This is a genomic window from Arthrobacter sp. JUb115 (assembly GCF_004365035.1).
Lineage (GTDB): Bacteria > Actinomycetota > Actinomycetes > Actinomycetales > Micrococcaceae > Glutamicibacter.
Window position 1 is genome coordinate 78,126 of sequence record NZ_SOBS01000008.1, and the last position, 19,603, is coordinate 97,728.

16 protein-coding genes are annotated in these 19,603 nt (G+C 63.5%); 5 read left to right on the forward strand and 11 right to left on the reverse strand.

The genetic code is table 11. The annotated features are described in order from the left end of the window. The first annotated feature begins 315 nt into the window (after positions 1 to 315). On the forward strand, positions 316 to 4,275 hold the full coding sequence (gene hrpA, locus EDF61_RS13955) for an ATP-dependent RNA helicase HrpA (protein ID WP_133834476.1): 3,960 nt from the start codon (positions 316 to 318) through the stop codon (positions 4,273 to 4,275). Here the strand turns inward: hrpA and EDF61_RS13960 are convergent. Continuing rightward, a complete protein-coding gene (locus tag EDF61_RS13960; RefSeq protein WP_105658393.1) occupies positions 4,270 to 4,593 on the reverse strand; it encodes a branched-chain amino acid transporter permease in 324 nt (107 codons plus the stop codon). The genes hrpA and EDF61_RS13960 overlap by 6 nt on opposite strands. Then, positions 4,583 to 5,359: an AzlC family ABC transporter permease gene (locus EDF61_RS13965; protein ID WP_133834477.1), complete on the reverse strand. Its 777-nt coding sequence runs from the start codon at positions 5,357 to 5,359 to the stop codon at positions 4,583 to 4,585. Before EDF61_RS13965 ends, EDF61_RS13960 begins: the two co-directional genes overlap by 11 nt. A gap of 81 nt (positions 5,360 to 5,440) precedes the next feature. On the opposite strand from EDF61_RS13965, the gene EDF61_RS13970 reads away from it, so the two are divergent. Further along, the gene (locus EDF61_RS13970) at positions 5,441 to 5,875 is read left to right on the forward strand and encodes an Lrp/AsnC family transcriptional regulator (RefSeq protein WP_105658391.1); all 435 of its coding nucleotides are present in this window, start codon (positions 5,441 to 5,443) and stop codon (positions 5,873 to 5,875) included. Here EDF61_RS13970 and EDF61_RS13975 read toward each other — a convergent pair. Genes EDF61_RS13975 through EDF61_RS13990 form a run of 4 tightly spaced genes read right to left on the reverse strand, consistent with a single transcriptional unit; the run spans position 5,872 to position 8,251 of the window. Further along, on the reverse strand, positions 5,872 to 6,252 hold the full coding sequence (locus EDF61_RS13975; RefSeq protein WP_105662574.1) for a hypothetical protein: 381 nt from the start codon (positions 6,250 to 6,252) through the stop codon (positions 5,872 to 5,874). The genes EDF61_RS13970 and EDF61_RS13975 overlap by 4 nt on opposite strands. 3 nt (positions 6,253 to 6,255) lie before the next feature. Then, the gene (locus EDF61_RS13980; RefSeq protein ID WP_105662573.1) at positions 6,256 to 6,684 is read right to left on the reverse strand and encodes an HIT family protein; all 429 of its coding nucleotides are present in this window, start codon (positions 6,682 to 6,684) and stop codon (positions 6,256 to 6,258) included. Between the two features lie 29 nt (positions 6,685 to 6,713). Continuing rightward, on the reverse strand, positions 6,714 to 7,550 hold the full coding sequence (locus EDF61_RS13985; RefSeq protein WP_105658388.1) for a sulfurtransferase: 837 nt from the start codon (positions 7,548 to 7,550) through the stop codon (positions 6,714 to 6,716). Beyond that, a complete protein-coding gene (locus EDF61_RS13990) occupies positions 7,547 to 8,251 on the reverse strand; it encodes an MBL fold metallo-hydrolase (protein ID WP_133834478.1) in 705 nt (234 codons plus the stop codon). Before EDF61_RS13990 ends, EDF61_RS13985 begins: the two co-directional genes overlap by 4 nt. Positions 8,252 to 8,403: 152 nt before the next feature. On the opposite strand from EDF61_RS13990, the gene EDF61_RS13995 reads away from it, so the two are divergent. Together EDF61_RS13995 and EDF61_RS14000 are read left to right on the forward strand one after the other, a co-directional pair. After that, positions 8,404 to 8,829 carry a Fur family transcriptional regulator gene (locus EDF61_RS13995; RefSeq protein WP_105658386.1) on the forward strand — a complete coding sequence of 142 codons (426 nt, stop codon included), beginning with the start codon at positions 8,404 to 8,406 and terminating at the stop codon, positions 8,827 to 8,829. 114 nt (positions 8,830 to 8,943) lie between these two features. After that, complete coding sequence (locus tag EDF61_RS14000) at positions 8,944 to 10,404, forward strand: HNH endonuclease (protein ID WP_133834479.1); 1,461 nt, start codon at positions 8,944 to 8,946, stop codon at positions 10,402 to 10,404. Between the two features lie 45 nt (positions 10,405 to 10,449). Here EDF61_RS14000 and EDF61_RS14005 read toward each other — a convergent pair whose 3' ends face one another. The 5 genes from EDF61_RS14005 to EDF61_RS14025 form a co-directional block, all read right to left on the reverse strand. After that, complete coding sequence (locus EDF61_RS14005; protein WP_133834480.1) at positions 10,450 to 11,079, reverse strand: maleylpyruvate isomerase family mycothiol-dependent enzyme; 630 nt, start codon at positions 11,077 to 11,079, stop codon at positions 10,450 to 10,452. Positions 11,080 to 11,157: 78 nt separating this feature from the next. Further along, entirely contained in the window at positions 11,158 to 12,015 is an 858-nt protein-coding gene (locus tag EDF61_RS14010; protein WP_105658383.1) for a metal ABC transporter permease, read from the reverse strand. Positions 12,016 to 12,024: 9 nt separating this feature from the next. Continuing rightward, on the reverse strand, positions 12,025 to 12,858 hold the full coding sequence (locus EDF61_RS14015; RefSeq protein WP_105662569.1) for a metal ABC transporter ATP-binding protein: 834 nt from the start codon (positions 12,856 to 12,858) through the stop codon (positions 12,025 to 12,027). A gap of 130 nt (positions 12,859 to 12,988) precedes the next feature. Beyond that, positions 12,989 to 14,062: a hemolysin family protein gene (locus EDF61_RS14020; RefSeq protein WP_166650811.1), complete on the reverse strand. Its 1,074-nt coding sequence runs from the start codon at positions 14,060 to 14,062 to the stop codon at positions 12,989 to 12,991. Further along, positions 14,055 to 15,371 (reverse strand): hemolysin family protein, encoded by a 1,317-nt coding sequence (locus tag EDF61_RS14025; RefSeq protein ID WP_133834481.1) that lies wholly within the window; start codon positions 15,369 to 15,371, stop codon positions 14,055 to 14,057. The genes EDF61_RS14020 and EDF61_RS14025 overlap by 8 nt, the downstream gene beginning before the upstream one ends. Before the next feature lie 429 nt (positions 15,372 to 15,800). Here EDF61_RS14025 and EDF61_RS14030 point away from each other — a divergent pair, with 429 nt between their 5' ends. After that, positions 15,801 to 19,559, forward strand: coding sequence for a multifunctional oxoglutarate decarboxylase/oxoglutarate dehydrogenase thiamine pyrophosphate-binding subunit/dihydrolipoyllysine-residue succinyltransferase subunit (locus tag EDF61_RS14030; protein WP_133834482.1), 3,759 nt, complete (start codon positions 15,801 to 15,803; stop codon positions 19,557 to 19,559). Positions 19,560 to 19,603: the final 44 nt, after the last annotated feature.

A 19,603-nucleotide genomic window follows, 5' to 3' on the forward strand; every position in this document is an offset into this window, starting at 1 on the left:
ATGCGGGAACCGTCCAGGCATCACGTCGATGATTACCCCCGATCTTACATGTGAACGACCTCACCTTGCCTACAATCAAGGTCGATTCCTAGACGTTTGCATCTTGATACGGATTCTTGTGGACACAAATGCTCCGCCGGGAAGCAGAATCTGGAAGTTTTGTATTTACCGGCCCGAACTTGTCGACAATTGCTTGGACAATCTGAAAATTTGACTCATGGAGCAATGCGTCCGGGAGCACATTTCCTGCCCCGAATCGGGCTTCGGCCCGGCGGCCACCACGAAAATGCGTGGCGCGAATAGAATGGGAACATCATGGCGCTCAGCATTACGTATCCCGAAGCCCTTCCCGTTTCAGCCCGCCGCGAGGACATCCTCGCCGCGGTCCGCGAAAACCAGGTCGTGGTAATCGCCGGCGAAACCGGTTCGGGCAAGACCACCCAGCTTCCCAAGATGCTCATCGAGCTCGGCCTGGCCGAGAAGGGCATGATCGGGCACACCCAGCCGCGCCGCCTGGCCGCGCGCACCGTGGCCGAGCGCATCGCCGAGGAAATGGGCACCGAAATCGGCGAGGAAGTCGGCTTCCACGTGCGCTTCACCGGCGAGGTTTCGCGCAAGACCAAGCTGAAGGTGATGACCGACGGCATCCTGCTAGCCGAGATCAAGCGCGACAAGCTGCTCAAGAAATACTCGGCGATCATCATCGACGAGGCCCACGAGCGCAGCCTGAACATCGATTTCCTGCTGGGCTACCTCAAGCAGATCATGCCCAAGCGCCCCGAGCTGAAGATCATCATCACCTCCGCCACCATCGACCCGCAGCGCTTCGCCGAGCACTTCGGCAAGCCGCTGCCCGGCGGCGGCGTCGAGCCTGCCCCGATCCTGGAGGTTTCCGGGCGCACCTTCCCCGTCGAATTGCGCTACCGCCCGCTGCAGGCCGAGCTCGATGTCGACGCGGACGAGGCCGCGGAGAACACGCTGGAGGAAGAACGCGACCCACTGGATGCGGTCACCGACGCGGTCAAGGAACTGAGCGGCGAAGCGCCCGGGGACATCCTGATCTTCTTCTCCGGCGAGCGCGAAATCCGCGACGCGGCCGAAGCCTTGCGCGCCATGGTCACCGCCAATAAGCGCCTGCCGCGCTATGAGGTGCTCCCGCTGTTCGCCCGGCTGTCGCTGGCCGAGCAGCACCGGGTCTTCCACCCCGGTGGCGCCCCGCGCATCATCCTGGCCACCAACGTCGCCGAGACCTCGCTGACGGTGCCGGGCATCAAGTACGTGATCGATACCGGCACCGCCCGCATTTCGCGCTACTCGCACCGCACCAAGGTGCAGCGCCTGCCCATCGAGCGCGTCTCCCAGGCCAGCGCCAACCAGCGTTCGGGACGTTGCGGCCGCGTGTCGGAGGGCATCGCCATCCGCTTGTACTCGGAGCCCGACTACGAGGCGCGTCCCGAATTCACCGACCCGGAAATCCTGCGCACCAACCTGGCCAGCGTGATCCTGCAGATGATCTCCATGGGCGTGGTCGCTTCGGCCGCCGAGGTTGCCAGCTTCCCGTTCGTCCAGCCGCCCGAAGCCAAGGCCATCACCGATGGCGTGAACCTGCTGCGCGAGCTCGGTGCGCTGGAGCAGGACAAGGCCGCGAAGCTGACCGAAACCGGCAGGGCGCTGGCGGTGCTGCCGCTGGATGTGCGCCTGGGCCGGATGATCGTCGAGTCCGCACAGCGCGGGGTCGCCAAGGAAGTGATGGTGCTGGCTGCCGGGCTGAGCATCCAGGACCCGCGCGAGCGTCCCAGCGAGGAGACCGGGCAGCGTGATCGTGCGGTGGAGCTGCATAAGCGCTTCGCCGATGACAAGTCCGACTTCATTGCATTGCTGAATTTGTGGGCCTACCTGCAGGAGCAGCAGAAGGACCTGTCCTCCTCCGCTTTCCGCCGGCTGTGCAAGAACGAGTTCATCAACTACCTGCGCGTGCGCGAGTGGCAGGACCTGTTCACCCAGCTGCGCCAGCTGGCCAAGCCGCTGGGCATCACCATGGCGGCCGCCCCGATCGACCCGGCGGCCAATGAGGACCAGGTGCACAAGTCGCTGCTGTCGGGCCTGCTGGGGCACATCGGGCTCTACGATGAGCGCAAGCGCGACTACCTGGGCGCGCGCGGCACCCGTTTTGCGATCTTCCCCGGCTCGGGCCTGTTCAAGAAGTCCCCGACCTGGGTGATGTCCGCCGAGCTGGTGGAAACCTCGCGGCTGTGGGCCCGCACCAACGCGGCCATCTCCCCCGAATGGGTGGAAGAGCTGGCTCCGCACCTGCTCAAGCGCACCCACTCCGAGCCGCACTGGTCCAAGCGCACCGGTTCGGTCATGGGCTACGAGAAGGTCACGCTTTTCGGCCTGCCGATCATCCCGCGCCGCCAGTTCCACTACTGGCGGGTGGATAAGGACCTGGCTCGCGAGCTGTTCATCCGCCACGCGCTGGTGGAGGGCGATTGGCGCACCCACCATAAGTTCTTCGCCAAGAACCGGGCGCTGCTCGAAGAAGTCGAAGAGCTCGAAACCCGCATGCGCCGCCATGACCTGCGCATTTCCGATGAAGACCTGTTCGCCTTCTACGATGCCCGGGTGGGCGCCGAGGTCTACTCGGAGCGCCACTTCGACCGCTGGTGGAAGAAGGCCCGCGCCACCGATCCCTCGCTGCTGGACTTCGACCCCGAGGCGCTGCTGGCCGAGTCCGATGCGGTTGACGAGGCCGCGTTCCCCACCACCTGGCAGCTGGGCAGCATCCACTTGCCGCTGTCCTACGAGTACAACCCGGCGGCCGCCCCAGGAGAAGGCGATGGCGTGTCGCTCACGGTCCCGGTGGTGTTCTTGAACCAGCTGGATCCCGCGCGCTTCGCCTGGCTGATTCCGGGGTTGCGCCACGAGCTGCTCACCGCGCTGATCCGTTCGATGCCCAAGGCCATCCGCAAGAACTTCGTGCCCGCCCCGGATGTGGCGGCCAAGGCGCTGGCCATGCTGGAGGCGGACTTCGATCCGGCGGCCGATGACCTGGCCGATTCCCTGGCGCTGGTGCTGCGCCGGCTGCGCGGCATGGTCGTCGAGCCTTCGGTGTTCGATTTCTCCACGCTGCCCGCGCACCTGCGCTTCGGCTTCACCGTCACCGATGCTTCGGGGAAGGCGCTGGGCAGCGGCGATGACCTGGCCGCCTTGCAGTACAAGTTCGCCGCGGCCAACCGCGCCGCGCTGGCCAGCGGGGTCAACTCCCCCGGTGTCGCCACCGGCAAGCCGGGGGTGCCTGGCAGGCCTGCGGCCGCGTCGAAGGCGCAGTCCAAGAAGAAGGGCGCCGCGGCCACCGCAGCGGCGGCCACCGGCGCCTGGGACCAGAAGTCGCTGGATCATTGGCCGCAGCTGGAATCATCAGGCGAAACCCTGGGCGATACGCTGCCTGCCAAGGTCACCACCACGGTGATGGGCCAGCAGATCACCGCCTATCCGGGGCTGATGGACACCGGCGAAAAGGTCGACCTGAGTGTTTTCCGCACCCAGGCCGAGCGCGATGCGGCGCACCGCACCGGTGTCATCCGGTTGCTGATGCTGCGCTTGCCGCCTGCCGGGAAGTTCGTGATTTCGCACCTGAAGAACGCTGAGAAGCTGGTGTTCACGCAGAACCCGCACGGGTCCATCGAGAAGCTGATTGCCGATTGCACCATGGCCGCGGTAGACCAGCTGGTGCCCGAGAAGCTGCCGATGAACCGCGCCGAATTCGAGGCGCTGTTCGAGACGGTGCGCGCCGAGCAGATCGACACGGTCTTCACGATTACCGCGATCGTGGCGAAGGTCTTCGGCTCCTCGACCCGGATCAACAAGGATCTGAAGAGCACCAACTCCCTGGCGATGTTCGCGGCAGTCACCGATATCCGCTCCCAGCTCGAGCAGCTGATCTATCCGGGCTTCATCGCGGCCACCGGGGCAGCGAACCTGATGCGCCTGCCGCGCTATGTGCAGGGCATCGAGATGCGCTTGGAGAAGCTGCGCGCAGGTGCGGTCACCCGTGATTCCCAGGCCCTGGTCGTGATCCAGAAGCTGGAAGACGAATACGATACCGCCCTGGATCGGGTTCCGCCCGGAGCCCGGGTGCCGGCGGACTTGGCCCAGGTGAAGTGGATGCTGGAGGAAATGCGCATTTCGCTGTTCGCCCAAGAGCTGGGCACCGCCTATTCGGTCAGCGAAAAGCGCATCCGCAAGGCGATCAAGGATTCGCTGGCGCAGCTATAGCGGCCAGCTGAGGATCCCAACGTAGACGGCGGTACCGCCCAGCACGCTGAGCACCGCATTGGACTTGAGCAGGTGCAGCACCACGGTGGCCGCCAGGGCGGTGGCCACCGGCCACGCCACGGCCGGATCCGCAATGCCGGCAGGCACCGTGGAAGCAACCAGCACCACCATGATTCCCAAGGGCATGCGCAGCGCCAGGTAGTTGATGAACGCGTTGCTGCGCAATTTGGCGATGAAGGCGAAGGGCAAGGCACGCAGCCCGAAGGTCACTGCGGTGCTCAACGCGATGGCCGAGAAGAGGTAGAGGCTATCGGGCATCGGCTGCTTCTCCCGCCTGCTGCCCGCCGGCCTGCTGAGCGGTGCCGGTGCGCCGTCGCAGCAGGTAGGCCGCCGCAAGTCCGGCCAGGAAAATCGCCATGGCTACCACCATCATGCTCTGCGGTGCGATCCAGCTGGCCGCCACGGCGCTGATCAGCGCCAGCATGGACAGCGGCACACTGCGGTAGGCCTTGAACGCTTCGATCGCCAGCACGGCAAACAATGCGGTCACCGCGAATTCCAGACCCCTGATGGATTCGGGGATCATTGCGCCCAGCAGCGATCCGCCCAGCACGCTGGTGGTCCAGCTTGCATGGAACAGGCTCTGGATGGCCAGGATCCGCGTCGAGGAATAGTCCTTCCGCTCGGCCTGCAGGGTCAGCGCATAGGCCTCATCGGTCAGCGCAAACATGCTGTAGAACTTCGCCCCCTGGCCCTTGACCCGGTGCAGCGGGAAAGAGATCGCATAGAATACGTGGCGGAAATTGACTACCAGCGTGGTCAGGGCGATATGGGACAGCGGCGCCACGGCGGCAAGCAGCCCGATCAAGAGGAATTCCAGGGAACCGGCGAACACCAGCCCGGCAAGCAAGGGAGCCGACCACCAGGGCAATCCCGAGCGCACCAGCAGCACGCCCAGGGCCAGGCCCAATGGCATGACCGCAAGACTGGCGGGAAGCACATTTTTCGCGCCCAGCCTGATCTGCTGCCATCGGTCCTCTTCGGACAAAGGCCGGGAACCTTTAATTGCCAGTTTTTCGCTCATGAAGCAATATTAGGAAATTCCAAGCCAAATATGGTTGCCAATTCTAGCCAACCGACGGGTTGGATCGGCAATAATAGATGCATGGATGATCTTGACCGCGCAATTATTGCCGAACTGGAAAATGACGGCCGCATCAGCAACCTCGAGCTCTCGCGCAGGGTGGGCCTGACCCCCGCTCCCTGCCTGCGCCGCGTCCAGCGCCTGGAGGCCGAGGGAATCATCCATGGCTACAAGGCGATCGTCAATCCCAAGGCCTATGGCAGGGGCTTCGAGGTTACCGTGGCCATTGACGTCGAAATGAACAACGAGCACAGCCTCGACGAATTCGAGAAGGCGGTGGACACCGTTGCCGGCGTTACCGAAATACGCCGCCTCTACGGCCAGCCCGACTACTTCCTGCGCATCCAGGTGGCCGATGCCGAGGCCTACGACCGGGACCTGATTCCCAAGCTGACCGCGCTGCCGGCGGTCCGCCGCGTCACCTCCCACATGACCATGCGCCGGGTGAAGGGCTAGGGCACTGCGGGCGTGGCGATCACCTGCACGTCATCTTCGTAGATGATGGTGCCCGGAGCACTGCTTTCCAGCTTCTCCCAGCCGATCCGGTGCGCGTCGAGCAACCGCAAATACGGCTCGACGCGCTCCAGCAGGTGCTGCGCGCTGCCCTTGAACCACGCCACGGCCCCGGGGTTGATCGCATGATCGTAGATTGCCCGATGGGTGCGGCTCGGGTTCGGATAGGCAGCGTCGTACCAGTCGTTGCCCGCACGCCAGATGGCGTGTTCGGCGGCGCTCAGCTTCCCGCCGTGGCCCAGGGAATTGGCCAGCGCGAAAATCCCCAGGTGCACGCCGCGGTGATTGGGCTCGGTGCCCTGGTAGCGGATGAATTGCACCGGCTAGGCCTCGGGCACGAATTCCCCGTGGCCATCTTCGCGCAGGCCCGCGCGAAGCGCTTGCGCGTTCTTGTCCATGGCCACCGGATCCGGGTTATCGGCCGCATTGGACAGGTCGAAGTCCGCCAGCGAGTTGGTCGGCCAGACATGCACATGCAGGTGCGGCACCTCGAATCCGGCGATCATCAGGCCCGCGCGCTGCGCGGAGAACACGCGCTTCTGGGTGCGCCCGATCTTGGCCGCGACCAGGGTCAGGTGCGCAACCAGCTCGTCGGAGGCATCGGTGAACTCGTCGATTTCCTCGCGCGGAACCACCAGTGCGTGCCCGTCGGAGAGCGGCCCGATGGACAAGAACGCCACGCAGGTTTCGTCCTCCCACACGAAGCGGCCCGGGATCTGCCCGTTGATGATCTTGGTGAACAGCGTACTCATTGCTGCCTTTCTTGCTCGATGGCTGAATTCTAGTGGCGGTGCTTCTCGTCGCTCGTAGCGACCGGCGCATCCGGGTAGGAGCAGTATTCGGACCAGCTGCCGGGGAAGAGCCCCAGCGGGATCCCGGCACTTGCCGCGGCCAATACCTGGTGCGCCGCGGTGATCCCCGAACCGCAGTAGGCGGCCGATCCCGGCCTGTGGGCACCCAGCGTCACGAAGCTGGAATGCAGCACCTCCGGCGCCCGGAAACGCATCTGCGCGTCGAGGTTGTCGGTGGTGGGACGGTTCAGCGCACCGGGAATATGCCCGGCCACCGGGTCGATGGGCTCCTCGATGCCCAGGTAGCGCGCGGTGGCCCGCGAGTCGATCAGGGTGCCGGGCAAGGTGTCCAGCTCCTCGTACTCCACCACCGGCATCCGGCCCCACGACAGCGAAACGCTGCCCTTGGCGGCCTGCTCGTAGCCCAGCGCCAGCTCTCCGCCGGCGTCCGTCCAGGCCCCGAGCCCGCCGTCGAGCACCTGCACGCGGTCGAATCCGGCATGGCGCAGCAGCCACCAGGCCCGGGCCGCGGCGAGGGCTCCGGAGTTGTCGTACGCCACCACGTGGCTCTGGGCGTTGATACCCCAGCCGCGCGCGGCCTGCTCGAAGTCCGCCGGCAAAGGCAGCGGGTGGCGGCCGGTATGCTCGCCCGGCGCACCGGAAAGCTCTTTTTCCAGGTCAGCGAACACCGCGCCGGGGATATGCCCGGCAGCGTAGCTCTGCGCCCCGTCGTCGCGGCCCAGGACCCACCGCACATCGAGCAGCACCGGCTGGCCCCCGGCGTCCAGGATTTCGCGAAGCTGCGCGGCGCTTATCAAGGGGTTCATTCGTTGGTGCCTCCCAGCAACTCGTCGAGATGATGTTCGATTCCAGGTTCCAAGCGCACATAGCTGCATCCTGCCCGCTGGGCGATCGCGCCGAGCTGGCGATCGAAAAGCCCCAGTCCGTCGGCGTTGAGCAGCCCGTCGTGGATCGGCATCCAGCACTTCGCATCCACGGCCACCGCGAAGTCGGCAGCCTCGGCCATCTTGCCCCACGGGGCCATCACCGGCAGCAGCAGCACATCCGGCTGCGCCCCCACCGGCACCTGGTAGCTGTCGCCCGGGTGGAAGACCTCCAGCTGGCCTACCGCGCGGTCCCCCAGGAGGTAGCCCACGTTGGCAACCACTGCAATGGAATGGTGGATGGTGGCGTGGGTGCCTCCGAAAGTCCGTACGCGAATGCCGCCGACAATGAAGTCGGCCCCGGCTCGCACCGTCACCACCTGGGATTGGGCCGCTGGCGGCAGCTGGTCGCGCATCGCCTGCGCCAGCGCGGCCGGCGCGTAGAGCTCCAGGATGGAATTCGCCTCCAGCGCGGCGGCAATGGCCGGCTGGTCGGCATGGTCAGCATGCTCATGGGTGACCAGCACGGCATTGATGCCGTCGAACGCGTCGTCAAGCTGCGAAAATCCGCCCGGATCCAGCAAGACCTTGCCGTCGATCGTGCTCGCTTCCAAGCAGGAATGGCCCCTAAGTTTGATGCGCATATCCTTAGCGTAGGCTCAGCGCCCCGCCCATGCCAGAGCCAGACACGCATTGCAACGCAAAGTTGGCTAAAATTGAGGGAAACCGCAGGTGATTGGCCCAGTTCGCTGGCTCATCGCCGGTCCGCAACAAACTCAAGGAATGGTGCACGTCGATGTCCCAGCCAGAAACCCGGGTCACCAAGCAGCGCCTGGCCGTCACCGAGGCACTGGGCGAGGTCGATGATTTCGCCACCGCCCAGCAGCTGCATCGTTGGCTGCAGGATTCGGAGAAAAAGGTTTCGCTGGCCACCGTGTACCGCCTGCTGCAGTCCATGGCCGACGATGGCCTGGTCGATGTGCTGCGCAGCGGAGATGGCGAAGCCCGCTTCCGCCAGTGCGTCACCGAGGTCCACCACCATCATCTGGTCTGCCGCGTTTGCTCCAAAACCGTCGAGGTACTTGCCCCTTCCGTCGAGCGCTGGGCCGCTCGGGTTGCCGCGGAGCACGACTTCTCCGATCCCGAGCACACCGTGGAAATCTACGGCCTCTGCGCCGACTGCCGTGCCAAAGCCAAGGCTGGCGCCCCCGCTGCCTCGTAGCCCTTTCCGCTGCCTGGACCTGGGTCCAGCGGACTGTTCGGCGCCCCAAGAATTCGGTAATCCACAGCTGAATCATTCGAAGACATATTCGAGCAATGGGCGTATACTAGTACTATGTTCGAAGCAAAGGCGCAAGGAAACAGCCTAGCCCGCCCAGCAGATCAGCCGGATTTCGAATCCCACCTGATCCAGCTGCAGAACGACCTGTCATGGTTCCATGACCACGGCGGCAAGGCCGCGTGCGCCCGGGTTATCGAGTCCGTCGAAGGACTGGTCTCATCCTTGCGCTATCAGCAAGCCGGCCTGGCTCACCAGTTGGAGAAGGAAGTCCTGCGCGAGAATGAAGAGCGCGGCACCAACATCGATGACCAGGTCCGCGGAGCGGCCAGCCGCGTTGCCATCGCCCGCAAGCAGACTCAACGCGGTTCCAGGAACTACCTGGCCAATTGCCGCATCCTCTTCGAGGACACCCCGAATATCGCTGCCGCATTCTCCCGTGGTGAATTCACCGAAGCGCAGATCAACGCAATGCTCACCCCGCTGCAGGAAGTCCGGCCATTGCGCCGCACCGAGTTCGATGCGATCTACGGGCAGAATCCAGACATGTTCGAATCCATGGGCCCCAAGCGCATCAAGGAAACGGTCACCAGCTTCACGATCAAGTACGCATCGGACCGGGAAGACAAGAAGCTGAAGGAAGCCAACCAGCAACGCTACGTTCGCTTCCGCACCGATCGGGAAGCAGGGTGCGTCTTCCTCCAGGCCCGTCTGCCTATCGTTGGCGGAACCGGATTGCAGATGACGCTGCGAAACCAGTCATGCAGGATCAAGCGCAAGGGCGATGCCCGCACCCGCACCCAGATCCAGGCCGATCTGCTGGCCCGCTACATGTTCTTCGATGAAAACAATGAGCAGAAGATCAACGTCCAGCTCGGACTGGTCATGACCGATAGAGCGCTGTTCATGGGTGATCGCGAACCGGCCTACTTGGAAGGCTACGGCTTCATCCCCGCGCAGACTGCGCGGGAACTCATTGGCGGCCACCAGATTCCCAACGAGCTGACCTTCGCGGAAATGGAAGCCGAACTCGCCCCCGAGAATATTGAGCGGATCGAAGTGATGACGGAGATAACTCGTCTCTACACCGCTCCCGGGGACCAGGAACTAATCGCGATGGATTCCAAAGCCCGGATCTTCCCGGATAAGCTCAAGAGGTTCATCGGGATTCGCGATCGGCATTGCCGAACGCCCTTCTGCGACGGGCTGGTCGAAGAAACAGACCACGTGCTCCAGTATGCACGTGGCGGCAAGACGACCGTGGCCAATGCCTCGGGCCGTTGCGCGACCTGCAACAAGGCAAAGCAGGCCGACGGCTGGTACGAGTACACCGCTTTCCGCGATCGGCACTCGATGATGATCTGTCCGGGCTCGGCGATGTCCTATCGATCCACTGCGCCACCGGCAACTGGATTCATGCACAAGCCATTCCCGCAACTAATGCGCGACTCGAAATGGTTCGCTGATTTCAAGGAACGGCTCACCAGGCCCGACGGACCAGGAACTACTGAAACCTAGGCAGCGGCGCGCGTTCTGCCGCGCGGCCCCTCCCTATTCTGCAATTTACCGCACGAGGGCCAGCCCCGGACCCGTCAGGCCCACAGCGTGCTTGCCTCGGCCTGAAACCAGCATCAGCAGTTCAAGGCGCGGTCCTGCGATCTGCGGGCCGATGCCCAGCCGGAAGTCTTCGTCTTCGCTGCACAGCTGGACCCTGCTCGCTAATTCCTTGGCACCCCCGACACCCTGCGGGGTCGCTGCCTGGTATTTGATTGCTGGCTCCAGGGATTCTGCAGGATAGGCCCGTTTCAGGCCCACGGCACGACGGATGTCTTCCCCATGGGCGATTTCCTCCACCAACCTGCTGGCAAGCGGAACCGGTGGAGTGGCCCGCAAAGCCGCGACCTCGACGAGCCTGCGCAATGTCCCATCGGGAGTCGCGGCCTTCTCGGCGGCCACGCCATTGTCGTTCTGGCGGTCCAAGCTGAATCCGGCCTTGGCCATCCCGGCAAGCAGGCGGAAGAAAGTCGCACGCGCGTTATCTGCCAAATGAGCAGCCACGTCATGGACGCTCCACCCATCGCACAGGGAGGGAACTTCCCACTGATCCGGATCCAAAGTTCCCAGATCGTCGATCAGGGCCAGGCGTTCGGCATGCACCAATGGCCAGATCTCACTGGCTGGAATTTTGCTCATGCTCCAGCTTGGAGGTTCGGCTGCTTGCTAGTCAACCGGGCCCGGAACCAGCGGGGGCGCGCTGGCCGAATGCAGCTCCTAGACTTGGTGGCGGCGAGGGGAACGCACCGCTTCGATTCCGCGGCAGACCACATAGATCACGAACGAAATCGTGGTCACATATGGACTGATCGGCAAGGAACCAGCCAGGGCAAGAAGGATGCCGCCCACGACAGCCAGTTCCGCGAACACGATGGAGAGCACGACGGTGATGACCGGATTGGAGCTCACGCGCATGGCGGCTGCGGCGGGCGTGATCAGCAGCGCCAGCACCAGCAAGGCACCGACCACTTGAATCGTCACCGCTACAGCCAGCGCCAGGATCATCATGAAGACGATGGACAGGCCAGCAGTGCGCACGCCCCGGGCATTGGCAACCACCGGGTCCACCGAAGCGAAGGTCAGCGGACGCCAAATAACCAGCAGCGCGATCACTACCACCGCCGAAAGGACCAGCATTCCTGTCAATTGCACGTCATCCACGGCCACGATCTGGCCGGTCAGCAGGCCAAACTTATTGGCGCTTCGCCCTTCATACAGCGACAGGAACAAGATGCCCAGGCCAAGGCCGAAAGGCATCAGCACGCCGGTGATGGAATTTCGATCCCGCGCCCGGGTTCCGAGAATGCCAAGGATCAGCGCCGCGATCATGGACCCGAACACCGAGCCAGTCACCACGTCGGCGCCGATGAGCAAGGCGAAGGCCGCCCCCGCAAAGGACAGCTCAGCGATGCCGTGCACGGCGAAAGCCATGTCCCGCATCATGATGAAGATGCCGATCAGACCGCCAACCACGCCCAGGACTGCACCGGCAATCAGGGAATTGGTCACCAGCGGAAGCAGCAGTCCGTAATCCTGGAAGTTGAACGCCTTCTCGATGAGATCCGAAAAGTCCATGTCCTGCTCCTACTTTCCGGTCTCTAGATCGATTTCTTCAACGTGGTCGTGCCCATCGGCCGGCAATGCCCGATTGCCATCGCCCGAGACCACCACGATGCGGCCATTGACCCGCAGCACCTCGACCGGAGCACCGTAAAGTTCGGTGAGCACCGCAGACTGCATGACTTCATCCACGCTGCCCAGATGGAAGCGACCTTCGGCCAGGTACAAGACGCGGTCGACATAGGGCAGGATCGGGTTGATCTCGTGCGTCACGAAGACTACCGCGCTGCCGCGCTCTGCGGCCTGGCGGTGAATCACTTCGCTGATCGCCTGCTGGTGATTGAGGTCCAGGGAGAGCAGCGGCTCGTCGCATAGCAGGACCCGGGGATCGCTGGCCAAAGCCTGCGCTGCGCGCAGGCGCTGCTGCTCGCCTCCGGAAAGGTCGGACACCGCACGGTTGGCGTAGGCGGTAGCGCCGACCAGTTCCAGCAGTTCGTCGACCTTGTTGCGCACGGCCCTGCGGGCCACGCGAATCCCGGGCCGGGTTCCATCCAGTCCCAGTGCGACCAGGTCGCGAGCGCGCAGGGGAACGTTGTCCCCGAAGGGGCGCTGCTGCGGGATCAACCCCACGGCAGCCGACCCCCGGCGCACGGCCTCCCCGGCGATCGAGACCCTGCCTCGATTGAGCGCGGTGGTGCCGAGCATCGTGTTGATGAAGCTGGTCTTGCCCGAGCCGTTGGGCCCTAGAACTGCAAGGAACTCCCCCGCCGCAATGGATAGGTTGAGTTCATCCCAGAGCACGCGGGAGCCATAGGCAAGGCGCGCGTCTTCAAACCTGACGATGGGGGTCTCTGTCATTGACTGCTTTCTGGATTGCGCTGGCTGAGGATGGGCCGGCAACGAAAAACTGCGGCACCCGCAATGGGTGCCGCAGTCAATCGTATCAGTTGCGAGTCATTCGCAATATGCACTCAGGGGTGAGCTTGAGCTAATTTGCCCGTTTTTCGCTGCGAGGCGGGTTGACGCGTTTTCGCGTGGTATCGGTGATTTCACCGACCAGCACCTCGATCACGTCCTCCAGGAAGAGCACGCCGAGCGTTGCCCCCGACTCGTCGACAACCGCCGAAAGGTGGTTGCCTTCCTGCCGCATCGCTTCCAGGGCGGCCTCGATTTCGGTGTCCTGCTCCAACCGGCCCAGCGGGTGCAATGGCAAATCAAGCAGTGGCTGCGTGGAGTGGGCATCATCGATGAGCATCACGTCCTTCACATGCCAGTAGCCCACCGGAACCTCGTTCTTGGTGATCACCATGCGCGAGAATCCGGTCTTGCCGACCTTCTTCTCGAAAGCGCGCGCGGTCGTCTGCCCGTATTCCAAGGTGAACAGGTCATCCAGCGGAACCATGCAGCTGCGCGCGGTAACCGAGGAGAATTCCAGCGCTTTGGTCAAGCGTGCGGCATCGTCCTCATCCAGTGCGCCTTCCTCGGATGAAGCATCGATGATCGATCGGACTTCAGCGGCGGTATACGAGCTGGCCACCTCGTCCTTCGGTTCGATACCGAAGGCATGCAGCACCAGGTTCGCCACGCCATTGAGCGACGCCGTAATCGGCTTGAGCACCTTGGACAGGCCGACCAGTGGCATGGCCAGCAGCAGCACGGCCTTGTCCGCAACGGAAACCGAAATGTTCTTCGGCACCATTTCGCCGAAGGTCACGTGCAGGAAGGTCACCAGGATCAAGGCAATCAGGAACGCTACGGTGTCCGCAGCTGATTCGGCCATGCCGATCATGGTCAGCGGTTCGGCCAGCAGGTGGTGGATCGCCGGCTCCGAAATATTCAGGATCAGCAGCGAGCAAACGGTAATGCCCAACTGGCACACCGCGAGCATGATCGAAACATGCTCCATGGCGTACAGCGCGATCTTTGCCCGCTTATTGCCCTCGTCGGCCAAGGGTTCAATCTGCGAACGACGCGCACTCATCACCGCGAATTCGCCGGCAACGAAGAAGGCATTGCCAGCCAGCAGCACAATCAGCCAGACCAGGCCCATGAAGTCATTCATTGCCATCCTCCTGCACTGCTGGTTCGAAACGAACCTGCGAGATGCGGCGGCCATCGAGCTCGGTCACCGTGAAGGTGCCATGCTCGGTGGCGACGCGGTCATTGAGGTCAGCCAAGCGGCCCAATTCGGCGAGCATGAAGCCGCCGATGGTTTCGTAGGTCGACTCTTCCGGGATGACGTCCGTATCGAAGTTCTCGTTGATCTGGTCCGGGCGGTACATGCCCGGGAACAGCCAGTTGCCGTCGGGCTGGGTGACTGCTTCCTCCTCGTCCTCGTCGTGCTCATCGGAAACTTCGCCGACGATTTCTTCGACCAGGTCTTCAAGGGTCACCAGTCCAGCGGTTCCACCGTATTCGTCCATCACGATCGCGACCTGGAACTCGGCGGCGCGCAACTGCTCAAGCAGCACATCCAGGTGAATGGTTTCCGGAACGTACAGCGCGTCGCGGGCGAACTCGCCGACCTGCAGCGCTGCGCGGCGTTCGCGGGGCACCGAGACAATTGCCTTGACGTGGCAGATGCCTTGGATTTCATCGGTGGAGCCGGTGGTGACCGGGAAACGCGAGAATCCGGTGTCCGCGCTGACCTCGATCAGCTCGGAAAGTGCCGCCTCGGAATCAATGGTGGACATCGAGGTTCGCGGGGTCATCACGTCGGCGGCGGTGCGCTCGGAGAATTCAATGGTGGATTCCACGAAGCGAGCGGTCTGCACATCCAAGGTGCCCAGCTGAGCCGAACGGCGGACCAGCGATGCCAGTTCCTGCGAGGAGCGGGCCGCGGAGATTTCTTCCTTGGCTTCGAGTCCGAAGAACTTGCGCAGTACCGCATTCGAGAAGCCGTTGAGCACGATGATGGCCGGCTTGAAGATGGCGGTGAAAACCAGCTGCGGGCGGGCCAGCAGCTTGCCAACCTTCATCGCCTGGGCAATTGCCATGTTCTTCGGGACCAGTTCGCCGATCAGCATCGAAAGCAAGGTGGCAACGACCATCGAGATCACCACGGCAATGGCCAGCGAGCTTGCGGCCGGAATGCCGAATTGTTCCATCAACGGCTCGAGCAGCGCGCTCATTGCGGGTTCAAGCACGTAGCCGGTCAGCAGCGTGGTCAGCGTAATGCCCAGCTGGCAGCTGGACAGCTGGGTAGAGAGGGAGGTGAGGCACTGCAGCAGCGGCTTAGCGCCACGCTCGCCGTCATTTACGGCACGCTGCACGGTGCTTTTATCCAGGGCGACCAGGGAGAATTCCACGGCCACGAAGAAGCCGGTGCCGAGAATCAGCAGCAGGCCGAAAAGTATTGAGAGCCATTCCATAGGCGTTTACCGCCGCCTATTCACTGGCATGCGAAGTTCAGTTCCAGTGCCGACAGGGCGGCAACTAGAAGGCTCCAAAAGGGAGGCGGAACTTCCTGAACATGGACTGTTGTGGCCGGCACTGCGCCCTTGGGCGGCACACCGGCTTGGAGAGTGGGATTCCATAGTGCGAATTAGTCTATCGAACGAAGGGCCATTGCGCACCACTTCGACACATGCTCGCCCAGCGGTGCTTTGGATACGCTGAACGGCATGTTAGGCGCAACACTTTCGTGACATTACATACGTGCCGTGGCCAAGTGGGCGGAAAAGTCACTAGACTGGTGCGCAGGTCTAGAAATCTTGTGGGCCGCAGTGGTCGTATCACGTCCTCGAAAGACCACCGGCTCAAGCTAGAACAACGTAGAAATCAGGGAAGAGGCGTTGCACGTGCCAGAGCAAGCACACCACCGACTTACTGAAGAGTTTGGTGGAAACGAGTGGCTAGTAGACGAGCTGTTCGAACAGTATCTCGTCGACAAGAACTCGGTAGATAAGAAATGGTGGGATATTTTCGAATCTCTCGCCGCCGAAAAGAAGGCACCAGCAGCACCGGCAGCGCAGCCGGCGCCAGCAGCGGCAGCACCTGCCGCAGCATCTGCAGCCAACGGGCAGGGCGCGCCACGCGCCGCAGCCCAGGCCCGTGCCTCCGAACCAGCACCGGCTGCCAAGGCAGCACCAGCTCCGGCCGCTGAAGCCAAGAAGGCCGAGCCAGCACCGAAGACTGCGCCGATCCCGGCACAGGCTCCGAAGGCTACGCCGTCCACCGAACTTTTCGGTGAGGAAAAGCGCACCCCGCTGCGTGGACCAATGAAGGCCATCGCAACCAACATGGATGCCTCCCTCACCGTGCCTACGGCCACCACCGTGCGTGCCGTACCGGCGAAGGTGATGATCGACAACCGCATTGTCATCAACAACCACCTCAAGCGCGCTCGCGGCGGCAAGATCTCCTTCACCCACCTGATCGGCTTCGCCGTGATCCGTGCGCTGAAGCAGATCCCGTCGATGAACGTCACCTACGACGTGATCGACAAGAAGCCAACTGCGATCCAGCCAGCCCACGTGAACTTCGGCATCGCGATCGACATGCCGAAGCCGGATGGCACCCGCATGCTGGCCGTGCCGAACATCAAGGCTGCCGAGACCCTGAGCTTCAACGAGTTCTGGGCCACCTACGAAGACCTGATCAAGCGCGCCCGCGGCAACAAGCTGACCGCTGACGACTACGCAGGCACCACCGTTTCGCTGACCAACCCAGGCGGCATCGGCACCGTTCACTCGGTTCCACGCCTGTCCAAGGGCCAGGCCGCGATCATCGGCGTTGGCGCACTGGAATACCCGGCAGAGTACCGCGGCTCCTCGGAGAAGACCGTGGCCGCCCTGGGTATCGGCAAGCACATCACCCTGACCTCCACCTACGACCACCGCGTTATCCAGGGTGCAGGTTCGGGCGAATTCCTGAAGCTGGTCGAGTCGCTACTGCTGGGCGAGCAGGGTTTCTACGACGAGATCTTCGAGCAGCTGCGCATCCCTTACGAGCCGGTTCGCTGGGCCGTTGACAACCAGGTCGACATCGACCTGCAGGTCAACAAGGTTGCCCGCATCCAGCACCTGATCAACTCCTACCGCGTGCGCGGCCACCTGATGGCCGATACCAACCCGCTGGAGTACGTCCAGCGCAAGCACCCGGACCTGGACATCAATTCCTACGGCCTGACCCTGTGGGATCTGGACCGCGAATGGCTGGCCGGCGGCCTGGGCGGCAAGGACCGCGGCCTGCTGCGCGACATCCTCGGCGTGCTGCGCGATGCCTACTGCCGCACCATCGGCACCGAGTACATGCACCTGCAGAACCCCGAAGAGCGCGAATGGTTCCAGGCCAAGCTGGAGTCCGGCTACGCCAAGCCAAGCCGCGAAGAGCAGCTGCGCATCCTGTCGAAGCTGAACTCCGCCGAGGCTTTCGAGACCTTCCTGCAGACCAAGTTCGTTGGCCAGAAGCGCTTCTCGCTGGAAGGCGGCGAATCGCTGATTCCACTGCTGGATGCGATCATCTCCGACGCAGCCGACGAGCAGCTGGACGAGGTCGCGATCGGCATGGCCCACCGCGGCCGCCTGAACGTGCTGACCAACATCGCCGGCAAGACCTACGCACAGGTCTTCCGCGAATTCGAAGGCACCGCAACCCCGGGCTCGGTCCAGGGTTCGGGCGATGTGAAGTACCACCTGGGCACCGAGGGTTCGTACACCTCGGATGCGGGCAACCAGACCAAGATCTACCTGGCTGCCAACCCATCGCACCTGGAAGCAGTCGATCCAGTGCTTGAGGGCATCACCCGCGCCAAGCTGGACCGCCTGAACCAGAAGAACACCGTGCTGCCGATCCTGGTCCACGGCGATGCGGCATTCGCCGGCCAGGGCGTGGTCTCCGAGGTACTGGCCATGAGCCAGCTGCCCGGCTACAAGACCGGCGGCACCGTCCACGTGATCGTGAACAACCAGATCGGCTTCACCACCGCGCCGAGCTCCTCGCGCTCCTCGGTGTACGCAACCGACGTTGCACGCACCGTGCAGGCTCCGATCTTCCACGTCAACGGGGATGACCCGGAGGCAGTGGTGCACGTGGGCCAGCTGGCCTTCGAGTACCGCCAGAAGTTCGGCAAGGACGTCGTCATCGACCTGGTGTGCTACCGCCGCCGCGGCCACAACGAGGGCGATGACCCTTCGATGACCCAGCCGATCATGTACAACCTGATCGAAGCCAAGCGCTCGACCCGCAAGCTGTACACCGAGGCCCTGGTGGGCCGCGGCGACATCACGCAGGAAGAAGCCGAGAACGTGCTGGCCGAGTACAAGGAGAACCTGGAGCGCATCTTCGCCGAGACGCATGCGGCCCAGACTTCGCCGATCCCGATCATCACCCCGGGCTCGACCATCAACGACCTGGAGAAGCCATTCGCCCAGGCTGCCGACGAGAACACCGTCGACGGCGCACGCGGCTCGGCCATCACCGCCCAGACGCTGGCGAAGATTGGTGCCGCCCACCTGGATATCCCGGCCGGCTTCACCATGCACACCAAGCTGAAGTCGCTGCTCGAGCGCCGCGAGAAGATGTCCCGCGAAGGCGGCATCGACTGGGGCTTCGCAGAACTGGCAGCCCTGGGCACCTTGACCATGGAAGGCGTGCCGGTCCGCCTGGCAGGCCAGGACTCGCGCCGCGGCACCTTCGTGCAGCGCCACGCAGTCTTCCACGACCGCGAGAACGACACCGAGTGGTACCCGCTGCACCACCTGGCCGAAGACCAGGCACCGCTGTGGATCTACGACTCCCTGCTCTCCGAATACGCCGCGCTCGGCTTCGAGTACGGCTACTCGGTAGAACGCCCGGATGCACTGGTCATGTGGGAAGCGCAGTTCGGCGACTTCGTCAATGGCGCGCAGACCGTGATCGACGAGTTCATCTCCTCCGCAGAGCAGAAGTGGTCGCAGTCCTCCTCGCTGGTCATGCTGCTGCCGCACGGCTACGAAGGCCAGGGCCCGGACCACTCCTCGGCCCGCATCGAGCGCTTCTTGCAGCTGTGCGCCGAGAACAACATGGTCGTTGCCCAGCCTTCCACCGGTGCAAACCACTTCCACCTGCTGCGCCGCCAGGCCTACGCCCGTCCGCGCAAGCCGCTGATCGTCTTCACCCCGAAGCAGCTGCTTCGCCTGAAGGCCGCGGCCAGCTCGGTAGAGGACTTCACCACCGGAAGCTTCCGCGAGGTCATCGGCGATGCGTCGATCACCGATGCGAACGCCGTGGACAAGGTGCTGCTGTGCTCGGGCCGCGTCTACTACGATCTGCTGGCCGCTCGCACCAAGGCGAACGACACCAAGACCGCGCTGGTACGCGTCGAGCAGCTCTACCCGGCTCCGGCCGAGCAGATCGCTGCCGAACTGGCCAAGTACCCGAACGCCGAGGTGGCTTGGGTCCAGGACGAGCCTGCGAACCAGGGTCCATGGCCGTTCTTCGGCTTGTACGTTGCACCGGCACTGGAGCAGAAGATCACCTTGATCTCCCGCCCGGCATCGGCTGCGACCTCCGCTGGCAATGCAAAGCGCCACGACGCAGAAAACGCAGTGCTGATCCAGCAGGCCTTCGCCCGCTAGACCGCATCGCCTGAACGCTGCTGGCCAACTGTTGCCGGCGAATT

Coding starts and splice junctions, on each gene's coding strand:
- hrpA (WP_133834476.1), top strand. CDS start 316: ATGGCGCTCAGCATTACGTATCCCGAAGCCCTTCCCGTTTCAGCCCGC.
- EDF61_RS13990 (WP_133834478.1), bottom strand. CDS start 8,251: ATGCGCATCAAACTTAGGGGCCATTCCTGCTTGGAAGCGAGCACGATC.
- EDF61_RS13995 (WP_105658386.1), top strand. CDS start 8,404: ATGTCCCAGCCAGAAACCCGGGTCACCAAGCAGCGCCTGGCCGTCACC.
- EDF61_RS14010 (WP_105658383.1), bottom strand. CDS start 12,015: ATGGACTTTTCGGATCTCATCGAGAAGGCGTTCAACTTCCAGGATTAC.
- EDF61_RS13970 (WP_105658391.1), top strand. CDS start 5,441: ATGGATGATCTTGACCGCGCAATTATTGCCGAACTGGAAAATGACGGC.
- EDF61_RS13965 (WP_133834477.1), bottom strand. CDS start 5,359: ATGAGCGAAAAACTGGCAATTAAAGGTTCCCGGCCTTTGTCCGAAGAG.
- EDF61_RS13960 (WP_105658393.1), bottom strand. CDS start 4,593: ATGCCCGATAGCCTCTACCTCTTCTCGGCCATCGCGTTGAGCACCGCA.
- EDF61_RS14025 (WP_133834481.1), bottom strand. CDS start 15,371: ATGGAATGGCTCTCAATACTTTTCGGCCTGCTGCTGATTCTCGGCACC.
- EDF61_RS14020 (WP_166650811.1), bottom strand. CDS start 14,062: ATGAATGACTTCATGGGCCTGGTCTGGCTGATTGTGCTGCTGGCTGGC.
- EDF61_RS14000 (WP_133834479.1), top strand. CDS start 8,944: ATGTTCGAAGCAAAGGCGCAAGGAAACAGCCTAGCCCGCCCAGCAGAT.
- EDF61_RS13985 (WP_105658388.1), bottom strand. CDS start 7,550: ATGAACCCCTTGATAAGCGCCGCGCAGCTTCGCGAAATCCTGGACGCC.
- EDF61_RS14005 (WP_133834480.1), bottom strand. CDS start 11,079: ATGAGCAAAATTCCAGCCAGTGAGATCTGGCCATTGGTGCATGCCGAA.
- EDF61_RS14015 (WP_105662569.1), bottom strand. CDS start 12,858: ATGACAGAGACCCCCATCGTCAGGTTTGAAGACGCGCGCCTTGCCTAT.
- EDF61_RS13980 (WP_105662573.1), bottom strand. CDS start 6,684: ATGAGTACGCTGTTCACCAAGATCATCAACGGGCAGATCCCGGGCCGC.